Origin of the sequence: Allobosea sp. UC22_33, assembly GCF_042700715.1 — a bacterium.
Lineage (GTDB): Bacteria > Pseudomonadota > Alphaproteobacteria > Rhizobiales > Beijerinckiaceae > Allobosea.
This window is the reverse complement of the sequence record NZ_CP170556.1, coordinates 3,658,691-3,675,853: the sequence shown is the minus strand read 5'-3', so window position 1 is coordinate 3,675,853 and position 17,163 is coordinate 3,658,691. Positions and strand designations below refer to the sequence as shown.

The following is a 17,163-nucleotide window of genomic DNA, read 5'->3' as shown; positions in this document are numbered from 1 at the left end:
TCCGCGATGATAAAACGCAGGATGACGCAACGGCAGAGTCTTTCGATTCAAAATGTGCAGATAGGCCAGACTTCCGCAAATCGGTTTCAGCAATTCGTAAGCTCCGGCCGCCAACGCTTCCAGGGTCGAATGCGGCAATCTGGCCCTGGACGAGGCACATGATGAAGATCGGTTCCCTGCCTGAGATGATCCGGCGCTTTCGTCGCGATGAGGGCGGCAACTTCCTGATGCTGTTCGGGCTCGTGCTCGTCCCGCTGATCGGCGTCGCGGGAATCGCGATCGACTATTCCCGCGCCAGCAATACCCGGCAAGCGCTCAACTCGGCGATCGATTCCGCGGCGCTGATGGCGGCGCGCGACGCCCAGAAGCTGACCGACGGGCAGATCAGGAGCCGCATCGACGCCTGGATCCGCGACAACCTGCCTGCCAATGTGAAGAGCGAGTTCAGCAATGCCGAGATAACGATCGACCGTACGGCGCGGACGATCAAGATCGATGCGAAGGCCACTGTGCCGACGACGGTTTCTGCCGTGCTCGGCATGAGCCAGATCCCCGTGGCCACCAACAGTCAGTCGACCTGGGGAACCAACAAGATCGAGCTCGCGCTCGTGCTCGATAACACCGGGTCGATGTCCCAAGACAGCAAGATGACGAATCTGAAGACGGCTTCGAAAAGCCTGCTGAAGATCATGAAGGAGGCTGCGATCGACGCCGATCAAATTCGCGTTTCGATTGTGCCGTTCAACACTCAGGTGCGTATCAACCGGGCTTTGAAGGACGAGCCGTGGATTCGCTACGGCATGACCCGTTCGGTGACGATGACTTGCGATAGAAACGGAAAGAACTGCACGGCGCCCAGTGGTGCGGCTCAGTCAGATGCGACGATCTCGGGCTGCAGCACCAATAATAAGGGTGTGATGACGTGCACCGAGACCCTGACCAAGGCGAACTGGGCCAAGAGCGAAGGCTGTATCGCCGACAGGGATCAGAATTACGACGTGGCCGACGGTACGTCCTATACCGCCAATGCCCAAATGTACCCGGCGACGTGGTGCGGCCAAAGCTCTCTCGTCGAAGCGATGGGATTGACATCTGACTGGACCGCTTTGTCGACCAAGATCGACACGATGACGCCGGTCGGCAACACCAATGTCACGATTGGGGCGGCATGGGGTTGGGCGACGCTTTCGCCGAGTGCGCCTTTCACCGAAGCGAAGCCGTCAACCGAGCCGCAACTCAAGAAGTACATGATCCTGCTGACGGACGGCGACAACACCCAGAACAGGTTCACGACTACTCAGTCAGCGATCGATGCCCGGACGGCGCTTGCTTGCACGGGGGTCAAGAATGCCGGCATAAGTCTCTACACGATCCGTGTCATCGACGGTAATGCGACGCTTCTGCGCAACTGCGCTTCCAACACGAACATGTATTATGAGGTGTCGGCGGCTTCGCAGCTGGACCCGATCTTCAAGGCGATCGCCAAAGAGATCAGCGCGGTGCGCCTGACGCAGTGAGGCCGAGCGCGGTGAAGCGCGCTAGGAAGCGCGCCTGCGCCGCCTCGGTGTCGAGCGGATCGAGCCAGGCCAGGACTTCGACCGGCAGGGCCTGCGGCCGGCCGAAGAATTTCAGGGCCTCCTCGCGGCCGAAGCCGGCCAGCCGCGTCGCCTCGAAGAATGCGGCAATGGTGTCGGCTTCCTTGATCTTCCGCTTCAGGGCGGCCGGCGTCGCGGCCGGCAGGCCGAAGCGCAGATGGATCGCCGCCAGCAGGCGCAGCTCCACGCTCTTGTAGGCGTCGCCCATCACCACCTTGAACGGCGAGATCATGTCGCCGATGACGTATTCCGGCGCATCGTGGAGCAGTGCCATCAGGCGCCAGTTCTCGCTCCAGTCCGGATTGAGATGGGCGGCGATCGCCTCGACCAGCAGCGAATGCTGCGCCACCGAGAAGGAATGGGCGCCGCGCGTCTGTCCGTTCCAGCGGGCGACGCGGGCGAGACCATGAGCGATGTCCTCTATCTCGATATCGAGCGGGGAGGGATCGAGCAGGTCGAGCCTTCGGCCCGAGAGCATGCGCTGCCAGGCGCGCGGCGGTTCGGGCTTGCGGGCCATCAGGCGGCGGGGCGCGAGTCGCGCGCCAGCGCGGCGCATTCGCTCCAGCGGAAGCAGCCGGTCAGGTGGTCGTTGACCAGTCCGCAGGCCTCCATGAAGGCGTAGACGATGGTCGGGCCGCAGAAGGTGAAGCCGGCCTTCTTCAGCTCCTTGGAGATCGTCTCCGACAGCTTGGTCTGGGTCGGCACATCGCCTTGCGTCCGGTAGCTGTTCTGCAGCACGCGGCCGTCGAGATGCTTCCAGAGGAAATCGGCGAAGGGCTCGCGCTCGCTGATCCTGAGATAGGCCTGCGCGCTCCTGATCGTGCCCTCGATCTTGCCACGATGGCGGATGATGCCGGGATCGGCGAGCAGGCGCTGGACATCGGCCTCGGTGAAGCGGGCGACCGTTTCCGGCTCGAAACCGGCGAAGCCGGCGCGGAAGGCGTCGCGCTTCCTGAGGATGGTGATCCAGGACAGGCCGGCCTGGAAGCCGTCGAGGATCAGCTTTTCCCAGAGGGCGCGGGAGTCGTATTCCGGCACGCCCCATTCGGTGTCGTGATAGGCGAGGTAAAGCGGTTCGGTGCCCGGCCAGCGGCAGCGGAACTTGCCGTCCGCCCCCCGGATCGCGATGCGTTCTTCGCTGACGATGACGGCGTCGCTCATAGGGCAGCTCCTGCGGCGGCGCCGAAGCCCGCTTCGCCGGGGAAGGGAAAGCGGATGAAGCCGGGCTTCTCCGCGAGATGGAAGGGCATCCCGCCGCCGAGCGGAGGCGTGCCTGCAGCAAGCGCATCGGCCAGCCGGTCGAGCCGGAGCATGGCAAGTGCCCGGCCGTTGGCGCCAGAGCCGATGCTGCCGAGCGGCTTGCCGCCGGCCGTCGCATCCGCGCCGGTTTCGGCCGCGATGCCCTCGTCGAAGACGATCGGTACGACGCGGGTGCGCGCCGTGCCGCGATGCTGCATGCGGGAGACAACCTCCTGCCCGATATAGCAGCCCTTCTTGAAGGAGACGCCGCCGAGCTGGTCGAGCAGCGCCTCATGCGGGAAGGTGTCGCCATAGGCGAAGTCGCGCCCGCCAGCGGGCACGCCGAGCGCGATGCGGCGGGCGTGATAGGCCTCCGGCTCTGCGGTGACGAGCGCCTCGATGCCTTCGATATCGGCGATGGCGCGCTGGCCGAGCGCCGGCAGGCGCGGGTCGTCATAGACCAAGCCGGTATCCGCGGGCAGCGGCGCGCCATCCGCCGAGGCCATGACGGCGCTCTTCTCGGTGAGGTCTTCAAGCGCCACCTTGGCGCGCAGCTTGTAGAGCTTCAGGCGTTTCATCAGGTCGGCGGTCTGGAGCAGGGGCGAGTCGATGAGGAAGCCGCCGCCATCCTCCGGCGCCAGCGCGAGGATGAAGAAATCGCAGATCATCTTGCCTTGCGGCGTCAGCAGCGCGCCGTAGCCGGCCTGTCCGGGCAGGACCGGATCGAGATCGTTGGTCACGAGGTTCTGCAGGAAGTCGCGCGCGTCGTCGCCGCTGATGCGGATGACGCCGCGATCGATCAATCGTGTGGCGGGCATGGGCAGCCGTTCCAGTTCTGATGTCGGGCCGAGGCTCGTCAGCCGAATGGGGATGATGGCGCCACCCGAAAACTGTTTGGGCTTCCGGGACGGCGCGTTGGCCGATAGGTAGGCTGCATCCAGTCTTTGCTCAACCTCCCGGAGACACGCCATGCCCCAGACCTACGACGTCATCCTCAAGGGCGGCACGGTGGTGAACCAGGATGGCCGCGTCGCGCGCGATGTCGGCGTGACCGGCGGCAAGATCATGGCGCTCGGCGATCTCTCGCAGGCTTCGGCCGGCGAGGTGGTCGATTGCACCGGCCTGCATATCCTGCCCGGCGTGATCGACAGCCAGGTGCATTTCCGCGAGCCGGGGCTCGACCATAAGGAAGATCTGGAGAGCGGCTCGCGCTCGGCCGCGCTCGGCGGCGTGACGTGCGTCTTCGAGATGCCGAACACGATCCCGCAGACGACGACGCCGGAGGCTTTGGCCGACAAGATCAGGCGCGGGCGCCATCGCATGCATTGCGACTTCGCCTTCTGGGTCGGCGGCACGCATGAGAACGCCAACGACGTGCCGGAGCTGGAGCGGCTGCCGGGCGCGGCCGGCATCAAGGTGTTCATGGGTTCCTCGACCGGCGACCTGCTGGTCGAGGATGACAAGGGCGTCGCCGAAATCCTGAAGCGCACGCGCCGGCGCGCCGCCTTCCATTCCGAAGACGAGATGATGCTGCGCGAGCGCATGCCGCTGCGCGTCGAGGGCGATCCGTCGAGCCATCCGGTCTGGCGCTCGCCTGAGGTGGCGCTGACCTGCACGAAGCGATTGGTGCGGATCGCGCGCGAGACCGGCGCGCGCGTCCATATCCTGCATATCTCTACGGCTGAGGAGATGGTCTTCCTGAAAGACCACAAGGATGTCGCGACGGTGGAGGTTCTCCCGAACCACCTGACGCTGGTGGCGCCGGATTGCTACGAGCGCCTCGGCACCTATGCCCAGATGAACCCGCCGATCCGCGACGACAGCCATCGCCAGCGCATCTGGTGGGGCGTCGAACAGGGCATCGTCGACGTGCTCGGCTCCGACCATGCGCCCCATACCCATGAGGAAAAGCACCATGCCTATCCGGCGAGCCATTCCGGCATGCCGGGCGTGCAGACGCTGGTGCCGATCATGCTCGACCATGTGAATGCCGGCCGGCTGACGCTGGAGCGCTTCGTCGATCTCTCTAGCGCCGGCCCGCAACGCATCTTCGGGCTGGAAGGCAAGGGCCGGATCGCGGTCGGCTACGATGCGGATTTCACCATCGTCGACCTGAAGCGCCGCGAGACGATCACCAAGGAGTGGAGCGCCTCGAAATGCGGCTGGACGCCCTATGACGGCGTCACCGTCACCGGCTGGCCGGTCGGCACCTTCGTGCGCGGCCTCAAGGTGATGTGGGAGGGCGAATTGACGACGCCGTCGCAGGGCGAGCCGGCCCGCTTCCTGGAGGCGCTCCCGCGCAGCGCCTGAAACGGATCGGCGCCGCCCGCGTTTGGCTCCAGATAAGCGCGCGGGCGGCTCCGCAAAAAAAAATCGAAAAAAGATTCCCGGCGCTGTCGATTCCCGCCGCGCCCGTTCGACGTGCAGTCAGAGAACGGGTTTCGGCGGTTCGCGCCGAAGCCGCCCGGTTCTCCCAAACCCGAGGAGAAGACCGATGCGTGTGATGGTTCTGGTCAAGGCGAGCAAGGACAGCGAAGCCGGCGTGATGCCGGATCCGGAGGTCTTCGCGAAGATGGGCGTCTACAACGAGGAACTGATCAAGGCCGGCATCCTGCTCGCTGCGGAAGGCCTGCAGCCGACCTCCAAGGGGCTGCGCATGCGTTTCTCGGGCAGCGAGCGGGCGATCACCGACGGCCCCTTCGCCGAGACCAAGGAACTGCTGGCCGGTTTCTGGCTCTGGCAGGTGAAGTCCTTCGACGAGGCGGTCGAGTGGCTGAAGCGCGCGCCCTTCGACGGCGGCACCGAGATCGAGCTCAGGCCCGTCTTCGAGATGGAGGATTTCGGAGACATGGTGACGCCGGAGCGCAGCGAACGGAAGGAAAACCTGCGCGCCGCATTCGAGAAGCGCCCCGGCTGAGCCGGCCCGGTTTCCCAGATCCAACTCAACGGACGGTGCAGCCGATGCCTCCGTCCCTCCAAAGGAGAAAACCGATGCGTTTCATGGTGATGGTCAAGGCGACGAAGGACAGCGAAGCCGGCGCTCCGCCGAGCCAGGAGCTGCTCGAGGCGATGATGGCCTATAACGAAGAGCTGGTGAAAGCCGGCATCATGAGGGGCGGCGACGGCCTGCAGCCCAGCTCGAAGGGGGCCCGCGTCCAGTTCGACGGCACCAAGCGCACCGTCGTCGACGGGCCCTTCGCCGAGACCAAGGAACTGGTCGCCGGCTATTGGCTGTGGGAATGCGCCTCGCTCGACGAGGCGATCGCCTGGGTCAAGCGCTGCCCCAATCCGATGCCCGGCCCGTCCGAGATCGAGATCCGCCCGCTGTTCGAGCTGGCCGATTTCGGCGAGATCGTCACGCCGGAGACGGCGGCGCAGTGGGACCGGCTCAAGGCCGAGTCCGAGAGCCAGGGCTGATCGACCGACGCCTTGCCTGCGCCCCTTGCCAGCCGACGGGCTGATGGTGTGTATCGCTTCCCATGTCAGGCAGCGATGCACACCGCACCATCGAGACGGTCTGGCGCATGGAAGCGCCCCGGCTGATCGCCGGGCTCGCGCGGCTGACCCGCGATGTCGGCCGGGCCGAGGAGCTGGCGCAGGACGCGCTGGTCGCGGCGCTCAGGCAATGGCCCGAAGAGGGCGTGCCGCGCAATCCGGCGGCCTGGCTGATGCAGGTCGCCAAGCACCGCGCGCTCGACACTGCCCGCCACGAAATCATGGCCCGGCGCAAGCAGGACGAGATCGGCCGCGATATCGACAATGAAGGGCCGGCGATGCCGGATATCGACGAGGCGCTCGACGACGAGGTCGGTGACGACCTGCTGCGCCTGATCTTCACCGCCTGTCATCCGGTTTTGCCGAAGGAGGCGCGGATTGCGCTGACGCTGCGCCTCCTGGGCGGCCTGACGACGGAGGAGATCGCGCGGGCCTTCCTCGTGCCGGAGCCGACGATGGCGCAGCGCATCGTGCGGGCGAAGAAGACGCTGAGCGAGGCGAAGGTGCCTTACGAAGTGCCGGCCGGCGCCGAGCTCGGCGAGCGCCTCGCCTCGGTGCTTGAGGTCGTCTACCTGATCTTCAACGAGGGCTATTCGGCCACGGCCGGCGAGGACTGGATCAGGCCTGGCCTGTGCGAGGAGGCGCTGCGGCTCGGGCGCATCCTGGCGGCGCGGGCGCCTGACGAGCCCGAGGTCCATGGCCTTGTGGCGCTGATGGAACTGCAGGCCTCGCGGCTCCGGGCTCGCGTCGGCGCCGATGGGGAGCCGATCCTGCTGCTCGACCAGAACCGCGCCCGCTGGGATCGATTGCTGATCGGGCGTGGGCTTGCCGGGCTGGAGCAGGCGCAACGGCTCGCCGGCACGGCGCCAGGGCCTTACCTGTTGCAGGCAGCGCTCGCCGCCTGCCATGCCCGCGCCCGCACGGCCGAGGAGACCGACTGGCAGCGGATCGTCGCGCTCTACACCGTGCTCGGGCAGGTGACGCCGTCGCCGATCGTCGAGCTCAACCGCGCGGTGGCGGTCAGCATGGCGGATGGGCCGGAGGCCGGGCTCGCCCTGGTCGAGGCGCTGGCCGGCGAGCCGGCTCTCAAGCGCTATCACCTGCTGCCGGGCGTGCGCGGCGATCTGCTCGCCAAGCTCGGCCGCCATCGGGAGGCGGCTGATGCCTTCGACAGCGCCGTGGCACTGACGCAGAACGCGAGGGAGCGGGCTTTGATGCAGGACAGGGCCGCCAAGGAACGCGCAGCCGGCGCGTGATCTGCGCCCAGTGCCGCGTCCCTGTCGCATTCCGTTGCAACTCTGTTCATGCCGGCGTCTATAAGGGATGTCGCATCCTGACTTGCCTGGAATGAGAGCCTACATGAGCGATACCGTGAGTCCCCTGGCCGGCAAGCGGCTCGAGCCCGGCCAACTCGTCGACGTGGCGGCCCTCACCAAGGCCTATTACGAGCAGCCCGATCCCTCCCAGCGTTCGCAGCAGGTCGCCTTCGGCACCTCCGGCCATCGCGGCTCGGCGCTGCTGCGCTCGTTCAACGAGGCGCATATCCTGGCGATCGCGCAGGCGCTCTGCCTCTATCGCCGCGAGCAGGGGATCGACGGGCCGCTCTTCCTCGGCATCGACACGCATGCGCTCTCGCGCAATGCCTTCGAGACGGTGCTGGAGGTCTTCGCGGCCAATGGCGTCGCGACGATCATCGACGAGAAGCTCGGCTTCACGCCGACCCCGGTGATCTCGCACGCGATCATCACGCATAATCGCGGCCGGACCGCCGGGCTCGCCGACGGCGTCGTGATCTCGCCCTCGCATAACCCGCCGGCCGATGGCGGCCTGAAATACAATCCCCCGCATGGCGGGCCGGCCGATACCGACGCCACAGGCTGGATCGAGAAGCGCGCCAACGCTCTCCTCACTGATAAGCTCGCCGGCATCCTGCGCATGCCCTACGACAAGGCGCTGAAGAGCGAGCATGTCCACCGGCACGACTACATCACCGGTTATGTCTCGGACCTCGCCAGCGTCGTCGACATGGAGGCGATCCGGCAGGCCGGTGTCGTGATCGGCATCGATCCGTTGGGCGGCGCCGGGCTCGACTACTACCAGCCGATCATCGATCGCTACGGGTTGAACGCGACGATCGTCAGCCAGGAGGTCGATCCGGCCTTCGGCTTCATGACGGCCGACTGGGACGGCAAGATCCGGATGGACTGCTCGTCGCCCTATGCGATGGCGAGCCTGATCGGCATGCGCGACCGCTTCGACGTCGCCTTCGCCAACGACACCGATGCCGACCGGCACGGCATCGTGACGCGCAGCAGCGGGCTGATGAACCCGAACCATTATCTCGCGGCGGCGAGCGCCTATCTCTTCGCCAACCGGCCGGGCTGGCGCGCGGATGCGGCGATCGGCAAGACGGCGGTGTCGAGCGCGATCATCGACCGCGTCGCGGCGAAGCTCGGGCGCAAGCTCGTCGAGGTTCCCGTCGGCTTCAAATGGTTTGTCGACGGGCTGATCTCGGGCAGCTTCGGCTTCGCCGGCGAGGAGAGCGCCGGAGCCTCCTTCCTGCGCATGGACGGCTCGGCCTGGACCACTGACAAGGACGGCATCATCCTCGGCCTGCTCGCCGCCGAGATCACCGCCAAGACCGGCAACGACCCGGGCGTGCTCTATGGCAAGCTGACGGCGGAACTCGGCGAACCCCGCTACGCCCGCGTCGATGCGCCGGCGAGTGCGAGCCAGAAGGCCGTGCTCAAGAACCTGTCGGCCGAACAGATCGCGACGAAGGAGCTGGCCGGGCAGCCGATCACGGCGATCCTGAGCAAGGCGCCGGGCAACGACGCGCCGATCGGCGGCGTCAAGGTTACGGCGGCGGATGGTTGGTTCGCGGCGCGTCCGTCGGGCACCGAGGAGGTCTACAAGATCTATGCCGAAAGCTTCCGGGACGAGGCGCATCTCGCTGCTATCCAGGAGGATGCGCGGCGCATCGTCGGGCAGGCCTTCGCGGCGGCCGGGGCGTCCTGACTATCAGCGGGCCGGCGCGGGGATGACCGCCGCCGGCCTGTCGCGCCGGTGCGCGTGGCGGATGTGCCGCCTATCCCCAACTCTCCAGGAAGCTCTAGTTGTCGATGGCCGGAGCGCGCTCGACCAGCTCAAGAAAGATGGCGGCGCAAGCCAGCCAGACGATCATCGACCAATACAGCATAACCCCTCCCAAAGCTTTGCTTTACTCCAGCATAGCTGAGGATTCGAGCGTGGCAAGCGCGTCGATTCTGCATCATATTCAATATGTTGAGCGAATCCAGGGCGTTGAACTGGGACGTTCCCGACGCTCGGAGGCGCCGGCCTGATTCGCGCTTCCACCCTTCGGGTCGGCTCGCGGGCTGAGCCTCAGGCGGGAAGCGGCCTGCGAGCACCGCCATCGAGCAAGCCCGCTCGTCGGCGGGCTTGCTGTACCATGTGAATTCAGCAGCGCGCCGCTTCGGCGGTGTGGGTATGGTCAGGCCTCGATGGCGCAACCGAGCCGCGTCAGCGTCGCGTCGATCCAGCCGCGATCGTCCCGGCCTTCCAGGATCGCCTGCATCTTCTTCTCTTCCATCGCATGCTTTTTGTGCGCGGCGGCATAGATCGTCTCGACCTGGTCGAAGGGCACGCAGAGGATGCCGTCATCGTCGCCGATGACGAGATCGCCGGGCTCGATCACCATGCCCTCGATCGCGATCGGGACGTTGATCTCGCCGGGACCGTCCTTGTAGGGGCCGCGATGGCTGATGCCGGCGGCATAGATCGGCAGGTCGATCTCGCGGATCCAGGCTGAATCGCGCACGGCGCCATGGAGCACGATGCCGGCGATGCCGCGCGTGCGGGCATGGGCGATCATCAATTCGCCGATCAGGGCATTGGTGAGGTCGCCGCCGCCATCGACGACGACGACGTCGCCGGGGGCTGCGAGGTCGAGCGCCTTGTGGATCATCAGGTTATCGCCCGGCCGCGTCTTCACGGTGAGGGCCGGGCCGGCCATCACGCCGCCGCGATGCAGCGGGCGCAGCGAGGCGCCGCCGGCGGTCATGCGCGACATCGAATCGCTGACATTGGCGACCGGTACCGTGCGGAAGCGCTCGACGAGGCCGGCATCGACCTGGCGGCGGCGCTTGAGGATGCGAAATCCGATCATGGGACGTCCTTGGTTGTCATGGCTGGCCGGCGCGGCGAACCGGGCGGCGCAGCGGCTGGGAGAGAGGGGGTCGGCGAAGGGGCGGAGCGTGCCGGCGCGCTCAGGTCGCGCCGGCCTCCTCCTCCTGATCGACACGGGCCTTGCCGCGGCGGATGGCAGGCAGGGCCATGCTGACCAGGAGCAGCAGCGAGAGCGAGAGGAAGGTCAGGCTGATCGGGCTCTTCACGAAGATCGAGAGATCGCCTTCCGACAGCAGCAGCGCCCGGCGGATGTTCTCTTCCATCATCGGGCCGAGCACATAGCCGAGCACCAGCGGCGCCGGCGGGCATTTCAGCTTGGCCAAGACATAGCCGAGCACGCCGATCGCCGCGCAGAGATAGACGTCGATCGCGCTGTTGTTGAGGCTGTAATTGCCGAGCGCGCAGAACATCACGATCGCCGGGAACAGCCAGCGATAGGGGATGCTGAGCAGGCGCACCCAGAGGCCGACTAGCGGCAGGTTCAGCGCGACGAGCAGGGCGTTGCCGATGAACATGCTGGCGATGACGCCCCAGAACAGTTCGGGATTGCGCGCCATCACGGTCGGGCCGGGCTGGACACCGTTCATGATCAGCGCGCCGAGGATCAGCGCCATGGTCGCGCTGCCGGGGATGCCGAGCGTCAGCGTCGGGATGAAGGCGGTCTGCGCGGCTGCGTTGTTGGCCGCTTCCGGCGCGGCGACGCCCTCGATCGCACCCTGGCCGAAGCGGGACGGGTCCTTCGCCAGCTTCTTCTCGAGCATGTAGGCGGAGAAGGAGGAGATCGACGGGCCGGTGCCGGGCAGGATGCCGAAGAAGGAGCCGATGGCCGTGCCGCGCAAGGTCGGCAGGAACGAGGCCTTCAAGTCCTCCCAGCGCGGCATCAGGCCGCCGACATTCTTCGTGAAGACCTCGCGGGCCTCCTTCTGCTCCAGGTTGATGACGACCTCTGAGATCGCAAACATGCCGACGGCGAGCACGGTGAAGCCGATGCCGTCGGCGAGTTCCGGCAGGCCGAAGGTGTAGCGCTCGACGCCCGAGTTCACGTCGGTGCCGACAAGCCCGATCAGCAGACCGACCACGACCATGGCGAGCGCCTTGACCATGTCGCCATGGCTGAGCACCGAGGCCGCGACGAGGCCGAGCACCATCAGGGCGAAATAGTCCTCGGCGCCGAAGCGCAGCGCCCAGGAGGCGAGCGGCACGCCGAGCGCGACGATCAAGAGCGTGCCGATGCAGCCGGCGACGAAGGAGGAGAGGGCGGCGATCGCAAGTGCGGCGCCGGCCCGGCCGCGGCGGGCCATCTGGTAGCCGTCGAGGCAGGTGACGGCCGACGAGGTCTCGCCGGGCAGGTTGACCAGGATCGCCGTGGTCGAGCCGCCATATTGCGCGCCGTAATAGATGCCCGAGAGCATGATGACGGCCGAGACCGGTGGCAGCCCGAAGGTGATCGGCAGCAGCATCGAGATCGTCACCAGCGGGCCTACGCCCGGCAGCACGCCGATCAGGGTGCCGAGCAGCACGCCGAGGAAGCAATAGGCCAGGTTCTGCAGCGACAGGGCGACGCCGAAACCGAGCACGAAGTGATCGATGATCTCCATGTCTCAGAAATTCCAGGCGAAGAGGGCGTAGGGCAGCTTCAGGCCCCAGACGAAGACGGCGGCGGCGAAGACCGACATCACCGCTGTCAGGACGAGCACCTCCAGCGCCTTGAATTCGTGGCCGGCACGGGCCGAGACGAAGAACAGGGCGGCGAGCGCCGGCACGAGGCCCAGGCGTTCGAGGAGGAAGCCGAAAAGCAGGAGCGCGGCGCTCAGCAGGAAGAGCGGCAGCCAGGCCCAGCCGCCCTCGACCGGCATGCAATGGCGCAGCCCCTTGAGGAAGGTGACGATGCCGAAGCCGATCAGGACGAGGCTGAGGATGCGCGGGAAATAGCCCGGTCCCATGTCGATCGTGGTGCCGAACTTGTAGCCGAGCGCGATCGCGAAGCCGAGCGCGCCGAGCCCGATGAACAGCAGGCCGGCGAGGGCGTCCTGGTTCTTGAAGATGCTGGTTTTCATGGCCGATATCCGACGTGATGCCGGGCGGCGCAGCTCGGGCGCCGCCGGGACTCAGGCTTTCAGGATGGGCATGCGCCGTACCGGGAAACCGCCGCCCGACGGCGCGGCTTCCCGGCCCGCGTCAACGGCTCAGTCGGCGACCTTCACGTCGGCCGCCTTGATGACCGCCGTCCATTTCGGCACGTCGGACTTGATCAGCGCGCCGAATTCCTCGCTGCTGCCGCCGAGCGCCTCGGCACCGGCCGAGCGCAGCTTGGCCTGCGTGTCGGGCTGCTTCAGCACCTTGCCGAGCTCGGTATTGATGCGGGCGACGATCGGAGCCGGCACGCCCGCGGGCGCCGCCAGGCCCCACCAGGTCACGGCCTCGGAGTTCTTCAGGCCCTTCTCCTCGAAGGTCGGGACATCCGGCAGGTCTGCATCGCGCTTGGTCGCGAAGACCGCGATCGGGCGCAGCACGCCTTCCTTGATCTGCACCATCGCGGAGGGAACCGAGGAGATGTAGATCTCGACGCGCCCGCCGAGCAGGTCCGGCAGGGCCTGGGCCGAGCCCTTGTAGGGAACGTGGCGGAACTTGACGCCGGCGATCTGCTGGATGAGCTCGCCAGCCAGATGCGAGCTGGTGCCGACGCCCGGAGAGGCGAAGGTCAGCTTGCCGTCCTTGGCCTTGGCGGCGGCCAGCAGGTCCTCGACCGTCTTGATCGGCGAATCCTTGGCGACGACGAGGACCTGCGGCGCCGAGGCGACGAGGCCGATCGGCGCGAAATCCTTGATCGGGTCGTAATTGGCCTTGCCGAGGATCGGGTTGATGACGAGGTTGGCGTTCTGCGCGAGGACGATGGTGTAGCCGTCCGGAGCGGCCTTGCCGGCGAGGCTCAGGCCGACGCTGCCGCCGCTGCCGGGCTTGTTGTCGGCCACCAGCGTCCAGCCCGTGCTCTCGCCGAGTTTCTGGGCGATGACGCGCGCGACGACGTCGGTGCCGCCGCCGGGCGGGAACGGAATGACCAGCCGGATCGGCTTCTCAGGATATTGCTGCGCCGAGGCCGTGGTCGCGAGCGCGGACAGGGCTAGCGCGGCGAGTGCCTTGTAGACGATCTTCATGGTCTTCCTCCCGTTGGTTTATGGTCGTCCGGTATCTGGTCCGGATCTTAGGCAGCGAGTTCGGTCAACCTCGCGAGGCTGGCCGCATCCGGCTCTTCGCCGTCGAGCACGGCGATGACGTGCCGGGCGGCGATCTCGGCCATGGTCTTGGCCGATCCCGCGGTCACGCCGGCGATATGCGGGGTGGCGATCAGGTTGGGCAGGGCCCAGAGCGGGCTGTCCGGAGCCGGGGGCTCGACCGCGAAGCTGTCGAGCCCCGCGCCGGCGATCCGGCCCTCCAGCAGCGCGGCACAAAGGGCGGCCTCGTTGATCAGGGCGCCGCGCGCCGTGTTCACGACGAGCGAGGTCGGCTTCATCAGCCCGAAGCGGCGGGTATCCAGCAGATCGCGCGTGGCATTCGTCAGCGGGCAATGCAGGCTGACGATGTCGGCCTCCGCGACAAGGCTGTCCAGATCGCGTTCGCAATCCCCACCGAACTGCGCGATCGCCGCGCGGGCATGGGGATCGTGCAGCAGGACGGTCATGCCGAGCCCCTGCGCCATCCGGGCGACATGCTGGCCGATCGAGCCGAAGCCGACGAGGCCGATCACGGTACCGATGATATCGCGCCCAATGAAGCTCGGCTTCGGCCAGGTGCCGGCCTTCACGGCTGCGTCCAGGCGCGGGATGTCCTTCAACAGGGTCAGGGCGAGCGCGATGGTGTGCTCGGCGACGGCGCGCGAGTTCGAGCCCATGGCGCGGATGACCGGGATGTCGCGCGAAGCGGCCGCCTGCAGGTCGATATTGTCGACGCCGACGCCGTGCTTGGCGATGACCTTCAGGCGCGGGGAGGCGGCGATGATCGCCTCGTCGACGCGGCCCTGGCGGACGATCAGGGCATCGATCTGCAATTCGGCCGCACGCTGGGCGACCTGCTCGCTCGGCGCATAGGCCGGCGAGAAGAAGACGTCGACGTCATGCGCGTTGAGAAGCTCGATGGCGTTCTCGGCCAAACGGTCATGCGTGACGAGCACGCGCCTGCCGCGAGTGCGGGCACTGGTATCGGTCATCTCTGCGCTTCCTCACGGCTGCCTCGCATCCCGCATCGCAGCGGTTGGGCGCCTTTCGGGAACACTATTGACCAAGGCGGCTATGCTCGTATGCTGAAATAATGACATATATCAATGATCTTTTGTCATGAAACATCCGATCGACGGCATCGAGGCCTTCATCCAGATCGCGGAGCTCGGAAGCTTCAACAAGGCGGCCGAGAAGCTGCATGTCACGCAGACCGGCCTGACGCGGCGCATTCAGCGGCTGGAGGCCCATGTCGGGCTCAAGCTGATCGACCGGACGACACGAACCGTCGCGCTGACGAGCATCGGCCGCGAGTTCCTGCCGGAAGCCCAGCGCATGCTCGATGCTGTCGATCGCTCGTTCGAGCGGCTGAAGACAATGTCGCGCTTCTCGACCGGCGACATCACGATCGCCTCGGTGCCGTCGCTGATGTATGGCCGCTTGCCGCGCATCCTGCGCAAATACGCCACGCGCCATCCCAATAACCGCGTCGAAATCCTCGACCGGACCAGCACGCTCGTGATCGAGGCGGTGCGGCGGCGCCAGGCCGAGTTCGGCCTGCATGTCCAGCCGCCGAACCAGCAGGACCTGCACAACGAGATCCTCGTCCGCGACCCCTTCGTCGTCTATTGCCGCAACGACCATCCGCTCGCCGGGCGCGAGACCATCGCCTGGGCAGACCTCGCTGGCCAGGACCTGATCACGCTCGGCGGCAGCAGCGGCAACCGTCTGCTGATGGAAGCGCAGCTCTCGCGCTCCGGCATCGAGGTGAAGACCAAATTCGTGGTCGAGTATTTCTCCAGTGCGATCGGGCTGGCTTCGGAAGGGCTGGGCATCGCCATCCTGGTGGAGTCGCTGGTCGAGAACCTGCGCCCCGATCTCGCGCAGATTCCGCTGGTCGATCCGATCGTCGACCGGCCGGTCTCGCTGATCCGGCGGCGCGGGGAGACGCTGACCCCGGCCGCCCAGGCGCTCTACAACCTGATCGTGCGCGATCTCGGGCCGCTCTAGGCTGCCGTCGCGGCTGATCTCTCGCGCAGCTCAGCCGCTGGTCAGTTGCCGAGCGCTTCCCGATGGGCTCTGGCGAGATCGGCCATGCTGTTGAAGCGGAAATCGTATCTCGGCATGTCGCCCGGATGCATGGTTGCGCCGAAGCCGTCCTTGTCGTGGCGGCGATAGATCCAGCAGGAAGCCAGGCCGTGCCGGTTCGCCGGGCCATGGTCGTGGAACATGCTCTCGGCGGTGTGCAGGATCTCGCCCTTGCGGATGCCGAGTGTCTCCAGGTTCTGCAGCATGTAATCGAAATTGCGATCCGACGGCTTGTAGGAGCCGATATCCTCGGCCGTGTAGATCGCGTCGAAAGCAACCTTGAGCTTCGCATTGCTGGCGGCGAAGCTCTCGTTGTCGACATTCGACAGGATCACGAGCTTGTAGTGGCGCTTGAGATACTGGAGCGCTTCGGCGGAATCCGGAAAGGCCGGCCAGTTCTTGACGGATTGCCCATAGGCCACGCACTCATCCCAGGTGACGGGCAGGCGCCATTCCTCGGCGAGGCGCTTGTAGACGATCGCCAGCAGGTCCCGGTAGAGCCGCGCCGGCGTCTGCAATTGCTGCGCCGATTCATGGCGCGCATGCGCTTCCAGAACCTGATCGCGCGTCGGCGGCGTGGCGAGCCGGCCGGTGAGCGGCTTCAGCCCCTCGAACATGCCGGTCTCCCAGTCGATCAGCGTGCCGTAGCAGTCGAAGGTCAGGGCTTTGAAATCGGTGAGTTTCATCGGTCTGTTCCTGTCTTCGGGAGAAGCTAGGCGAACTCAACGCCTAATCCTATAGGTATCGGACACTTAAGTGTTCGGGTGGGCGGTGGGCGGGGGAGATTGCCGATGGATGTGGATTACCGACTGGCTTTCGAGAATGCCCCGGTCGGGCTCGTCATCGGCCGCAGCCGCATCCTCCTCGCCTGCAACCACGTCTTCGCCAGGATGTTTCGCGGAGCGATGGGTGATCTGGTCGGCCATTCGTTCGAGCGGCTCTACCCGACGCAATCCGATTACGAGGAGACCGGGAAGCGGGTCGGCATGCGCCTGGCCGCCGAGCGCAGCTATACCGACGACCGCGTGATGCGACGTCTCGACGGCGACCTGTTCTGGGTTCGGGTCAGCGGGTTCACCTATACGCCCGACGATGCCCATGAGCACACGCTCTGGGTGTTCTCCGAACTCGGAAAGGCCGAGGCCGACGGCCAATCGCTGCGGACGTCGCTGACCCCGCGCGAACGCGACGTCGCCGCGTTGCTGATCGACGGCAAGACGGGCAAGGAGGTCGCAAAAGCCCTGAACATCAGCCCGCGCACCGTCGATATCTATCGCGCCCGGCTGCTGCGGAAATACGACGTCAACAGCACCAAGCGATTGATCGAGCTGCTGCTGAGCGGCTGA

General features: G+C 66.4%; 18 protein-coding genes. 9 read left to right on the top strand and 9 right to left on the bottom strand.

Features of this window, described 5'->3' with window-relative positions:
• Positions 1-158 precede the first annotated feature (158 nt).
• On the top strand, positions 159-1,517 hold the full coding sequence (locus ACFJGT_RS17915; protein WP_377840409.1) for a pilus assembly protein TadG-related protein: 1,359 nt from the start codon (positions 159-161) through the stop codon (positions 1,515-1,517).
• On the opposite strand, the gene ACFJGT_RS17910 is transcribed toward ACFJGT_RS17915, so the two are convergent.
• The 3 genes from ACFJGT_RS17910 to ACFJGT_RS17900 are packed head-to-tail and all read right to left on the bottom strand — an operon-like array spanning position 1,492 to position 3,652.
• Complete coding sequence (locus ACFJGT_RS17910; protein ID WP_377840405.1) at positions 1,492-2,151, bottom strand: YfbR-like 5'-deoxynucleotidase; 660 nt, start codon at positions 2,149-2,151, stop codon at positions 1,492-1,494. The two genes, ACFJGT_RS17915 and ACFJGT_RS17910, sit on opposite strands and share 26 nt — an antisense overlap.
• Entirely contained in the window at positions 2,112-2,756 is a 645-nt protein-coding gene (locus tag ACFJGT_RS17905; protein ID WP_377840401.1) for a DNA-3-methyladenine glycosylase I, read from the bottom strand. Before ACFJGT_RS17905 ends, ACFJGT_RS17910 begins: the two co-directional genes overlap by 40 nt.
• Positions 2,753-3,652 carry a YgfZ/GcvT domain-containing protein gene (locus ACFJGT_RS17900; RefSeq protein WP_377840399.1) on the bottom strand — a complete coding sequence of 300 codons (900 nt, stop codon included), beginning with the start codon at positions 3,650-3,652 and terminating at the stop codon, positions 2,753-2,755. Before ACFJGT_RS17900 ends, ACFJGT_RS17905 begins: the two co-directional genes overlap by 4 nt.
• A gap of 151 nt (positions 3,653-3,803) precedes the next feature.
• Between ACFJGT_RS17900 and ACFJGT_RS17895 the strand changes: the two genes are divergently transcribed.
• From ACFJGT_RS17895 to ACFJGT_RS17870, 6 genes are all read left to right on the top strand, one after another.
• Positions 3,804-5,144, top strand: a complete 1,341-nt coding sequence (locus tag ACFJGT_RS17895) for a dihydroorotase (RefSeq protein ID WP_377840397.1) — start codon at positions 3,804-3,806, stop codon at positions 5,142-5,144.
• Between the two features lie 184 nt (positions 5,145-5,328).
• Complete coding sequence (locus tag ACFJGT_RS17890; RefSeq protein ID WP_377840394.1) at positions 5,329-5,751, top strand: YciI family protein; 423 nt, start codon at positions 5,329-5,331, stop codon at positions 5,749-5,751.
• 74 nt (positions 5,752-5,825) lie between these two features.
• Complete coding sequence (locus ACFJGT_RS17885; RefSeq protein WP_377840391.1) at positions 5,826-6,251, top strand: YciI family protein; 426 nt, start codon at positions 5,826-5,828, stop codon at positions 6,249-6,251.
• A 62-nt stretch (positions 6,252-6,313) separates the two neighbouring features.
• Positions 6,314-7,585: an RNA polymerase sigma factor gene (locus ACFJGT_RS17880; RefSeq protein ID WP_377840389.1), complete on the top strand. Its 1,272-nt coding sequence runs from the start codon at positions 6,314-6,316 to the stop codon at positions 7,583-7,585.
• 103 nt (positions 7,586-7,688) lie between these two features.
• Positions 7,689-9,347 (top strand): phosphoglucomutase (alpha-D-glucose-1,6-bisphosphate-dependent), encoded by a 1,659-nt coding sequence (gene pgm / locus ACFJGT_RS17875; protein WP_377840386.1) that lies wholly within the window; start codon positions 7,689-7,691, stop codon positions 9,345-9,347.
• A gap of 98 nt (positions 9,348-9,445) precedes the next feature.
• Positions 9,446-9,673 (top strand): hypothetical protein, encoded by a 228-nt coding sequence (locus ACFJGT_RS17870; protein ID WP_377840382.1) that lies wholly within the window; start codon positions 9,446-9,448, stop codon positions 9,671-9,673.
• 149 nt (positions 9,674-9,822) lie between these two features.
• Here the strand turns inward: ACFJGT_RS17870 and ACFJGT_RS17865 are convergent, their stop codons facing one another.
• From ACFJGT_RS17865 to ACFJGT_RS17845, 5 genes are all read right to left on the bottom strand, one after another.
• Positions 9,823-10,497: an RraA family protein gene (locus ACFJGT_RS17865; protein WP_377840379.1), complete on the bottom strand. Its 675-nt coding sequence runs from the start codon at positions 10,495-10,497 to the stop codon at positions 9,823-9,825.
• A gap of 100 nt (positions 10,498-10,597) precedes the next feature.
• Positions 10,598-12,115, bottom strand: coding sequence for a tripartite tricarboxylate transporter permease (locus ACFJGT_RS17860; protein ID WP_377840377.1), 1,518 nt, complete (start codon positions 12,113-12,115; stop codon positions 10,598-10,600).
• A 3-nt stretch (positions 12,116-12,118) separates the two neighbouring features.
• Positions 12,119-12,574: a tripartite tricarboxylate transporter TctB family protein gene (locus ACFJGT_RS17855; protein WP_377840374.1), complete on the bottom strand. Its 456-nt coding sequence runs from the start codon at positions 12,572-12,574 to the stop codon at positions 12,119-12,121.
• Positions 12,575-12,703: 129 nt separating this feature from the next.
• A complete protein-coding gene (locus tag ACFJGT_RS17850; protein ID WP_377840371.1) occupies positions 12,704-13,672 on the bottom strand; it encodes a Bug family tripartite tricarboxylate transporter substrate binding protein in 969 nt (322 codons plus the stop codon).
• A gap of 47 nt (positions 13,673-13,719) precedes the next feature.
• Complete coding sequence (locus ACFJGT_RS17845; protein WP_377840368.1) at positions 13,720-14,721, bottom strand: hydroxyacid dehydrogenase; 1,002 nt, start codon at positions 14,719-14,721, stop codon at positions 13,720-13,722.
• A 127-nt stretch (positions 14,722-14,848) separates the two neighbouring features.
• Between ACFJGT_RS17845 and ACFJGT_RS17840 the strand changes: the two genes are divergently transcribed.
• Positions 14,849-15,739, top strand: a complete 891-nt coding sequence (locus ACFJGT_RS17840) for a LysR family transcriptional regulator (RefSeq protein ID WP_377840365.1) — start codon at positions 14,849-14,851, stop codon at positions 15,737-15,739.
• Positions 15,740-15,780: 41 nt separating this feature from the next.
• On the opposite strand, the gene ACFJGT_RS17835 is transcribed toward ACFJGT_RS17840, so the two are convergent.
• Positions 15,781-16,503, bottom strand: coding sequence for a haloacid dehalogenase type II (locus ACFJGT_RS17835; RefSeq protein ID WP_377840362.1), 723 nt, complete (start codon positions 16,501-16,503; stop codon positions 15,781-15,783).
• A 105-nt stretch (positions 16,504-16,608) separates the two neighbouring features.
• Between ACFJGT_RS17835 and ACFJGT_RS17830 the strand changes: the two genes are divergently transcribed.
• Positions 16,609-17,163 (top strand): LuxR C-terminal-related transcriptional regulator, encoded by a 555-nt coding sequence (locus tag ACFJGT_RS17830; protein ID WP_377840359.1) that lies wholly within the window; start codon positions 16,609-16,611, stop codon positions 17,161-17,163.

Excerpts from the sequence above, each read along its gene's own strand:
- ACFJGT_RS17905 (WP_377840401.1), bottom strand. The coding sequence starts at position 2,756 with ATGAGCGACGCCGTCATCGTCAGCGAAGAACGCATCGCGATCCGGGGG.
- ACFJGT_RS17850 (WP_377840371.1), bottom strand. The coding sequence starts at position 13,672 with ATGAAGATCGTCTACAAGGCACTCGCCGCGCTAGCCCTGTCCGCGCTC.
- ACFJGT_RS17840 (WP_377840365.1), top strand. The coding sequence starts at position 14,849 with ATGAAACATCCGATCGACGGCATCGAGGCCTTCATCCAGATCGCGGAG.
- ACFJGT_RS17910 (WP_377840405.1), bottom strand. The coding sequence starts at position 2,151 with ATGCGCCGCGCTGGCGCGCGACTCGCGCCCCGCCGCCTGATGGCCCGC.
- ACFJGT_RS17885 (WP_377840391.1), top strand. The coding sequence starts at position 5,826 with ATGCGTTTCATGGTGATGGTCAAGGCGACGAAGGACAGCGAAGCCGGC.
- ACFJGT_RS17830 (WP_377840359.1), top strand. The coding sequence starts at position 16,609 with ATGGATGTGGATTACCGACTGGCTTTCGAGAATGCCCCGGTCGGGCTC.
- ACFJGT_RS17915 (WP_377840409.1), top strand. The coding sequence starts at position 159 with ATGATGAAGATCGGTTCCCTGCCTGAGATGATCCGGCGCTTTCGTCGC.
- ACFJGT_RS17860 (WP_377840377.1), bottom strand. The coding sequence starts at position 12,115 with ATGGAGATCATCGATCACTTCGTGCTCGGTTTCGGCGTCGCCCTGTCG.
- pgm (WP_377840386.1), top strand. The coding sequence starts at position 7,689 with ATGAGCGATACCGTGAGTCCCCTGGCCGGCAAGCGGCTCGAGCCCGGC.
- ACFJGT_RS17865 (WP_377840379.1), bottom strand. The coding sequence starts at position 10,497 with ATGATCGGATTTCGCATCCTCAAGCGCCGCCGCCAGGTCGATGCCGGC.
- ACFJGT_RS17890 (WP_377840394.1), top strand. The coding sequence starts at position 5,329 with ATGCGTGTGATGGTTCTGGTCAAGGCGAGCAAGGACAGCGAAGCCGGC.
- ACFJGT_RS17835 (WP_377840362.1), bottom strand. The coding sequence starts at position 16,503 with ATGAAACTCACCGATTTCAAAGCCCTGACCTTCGACTGCTACGGCACG.
- ACFJGT_RS17895 (WP_377840397.1), top strand. The coding sequence starts at position 3,804 with ATGCCCCAGACCTACGACGTCATCCTCAAGGGCGGCACGGTGGTGAAC.
- ACFJGT_RS17855 (WP_377840374.1), bottom strand. The coding sequence starts at position 12,574 with ATGAAAACCAGCATCTTCAAGAACCAGGACGCCCTCGCCGGCCTGCTG.
- ACFJGT_RS17900 (WP_377840399.1), bottom strand. The coding sequence starts at position 3,652 with ATGCCCGCCACACGATTGATCGATCGCGGCGTCATCCGCATCAGCGGC.
- ACFJGT_RS17880 (WP_377840389.1), top strand. The coding sequence starts at position 6,314 with ATGTCAGGCAGCGATGCACACCGCACCATCGAGACGGTCTGGCGCATG.
- ACFJGT_RS17845 (WP_377840368.1), bottom strand. The coding sequence starts at position 14,721 with ATGACCGATACCAGTGCCCGCACTCGCGGCAGGCGCGTGCTCGTCACG.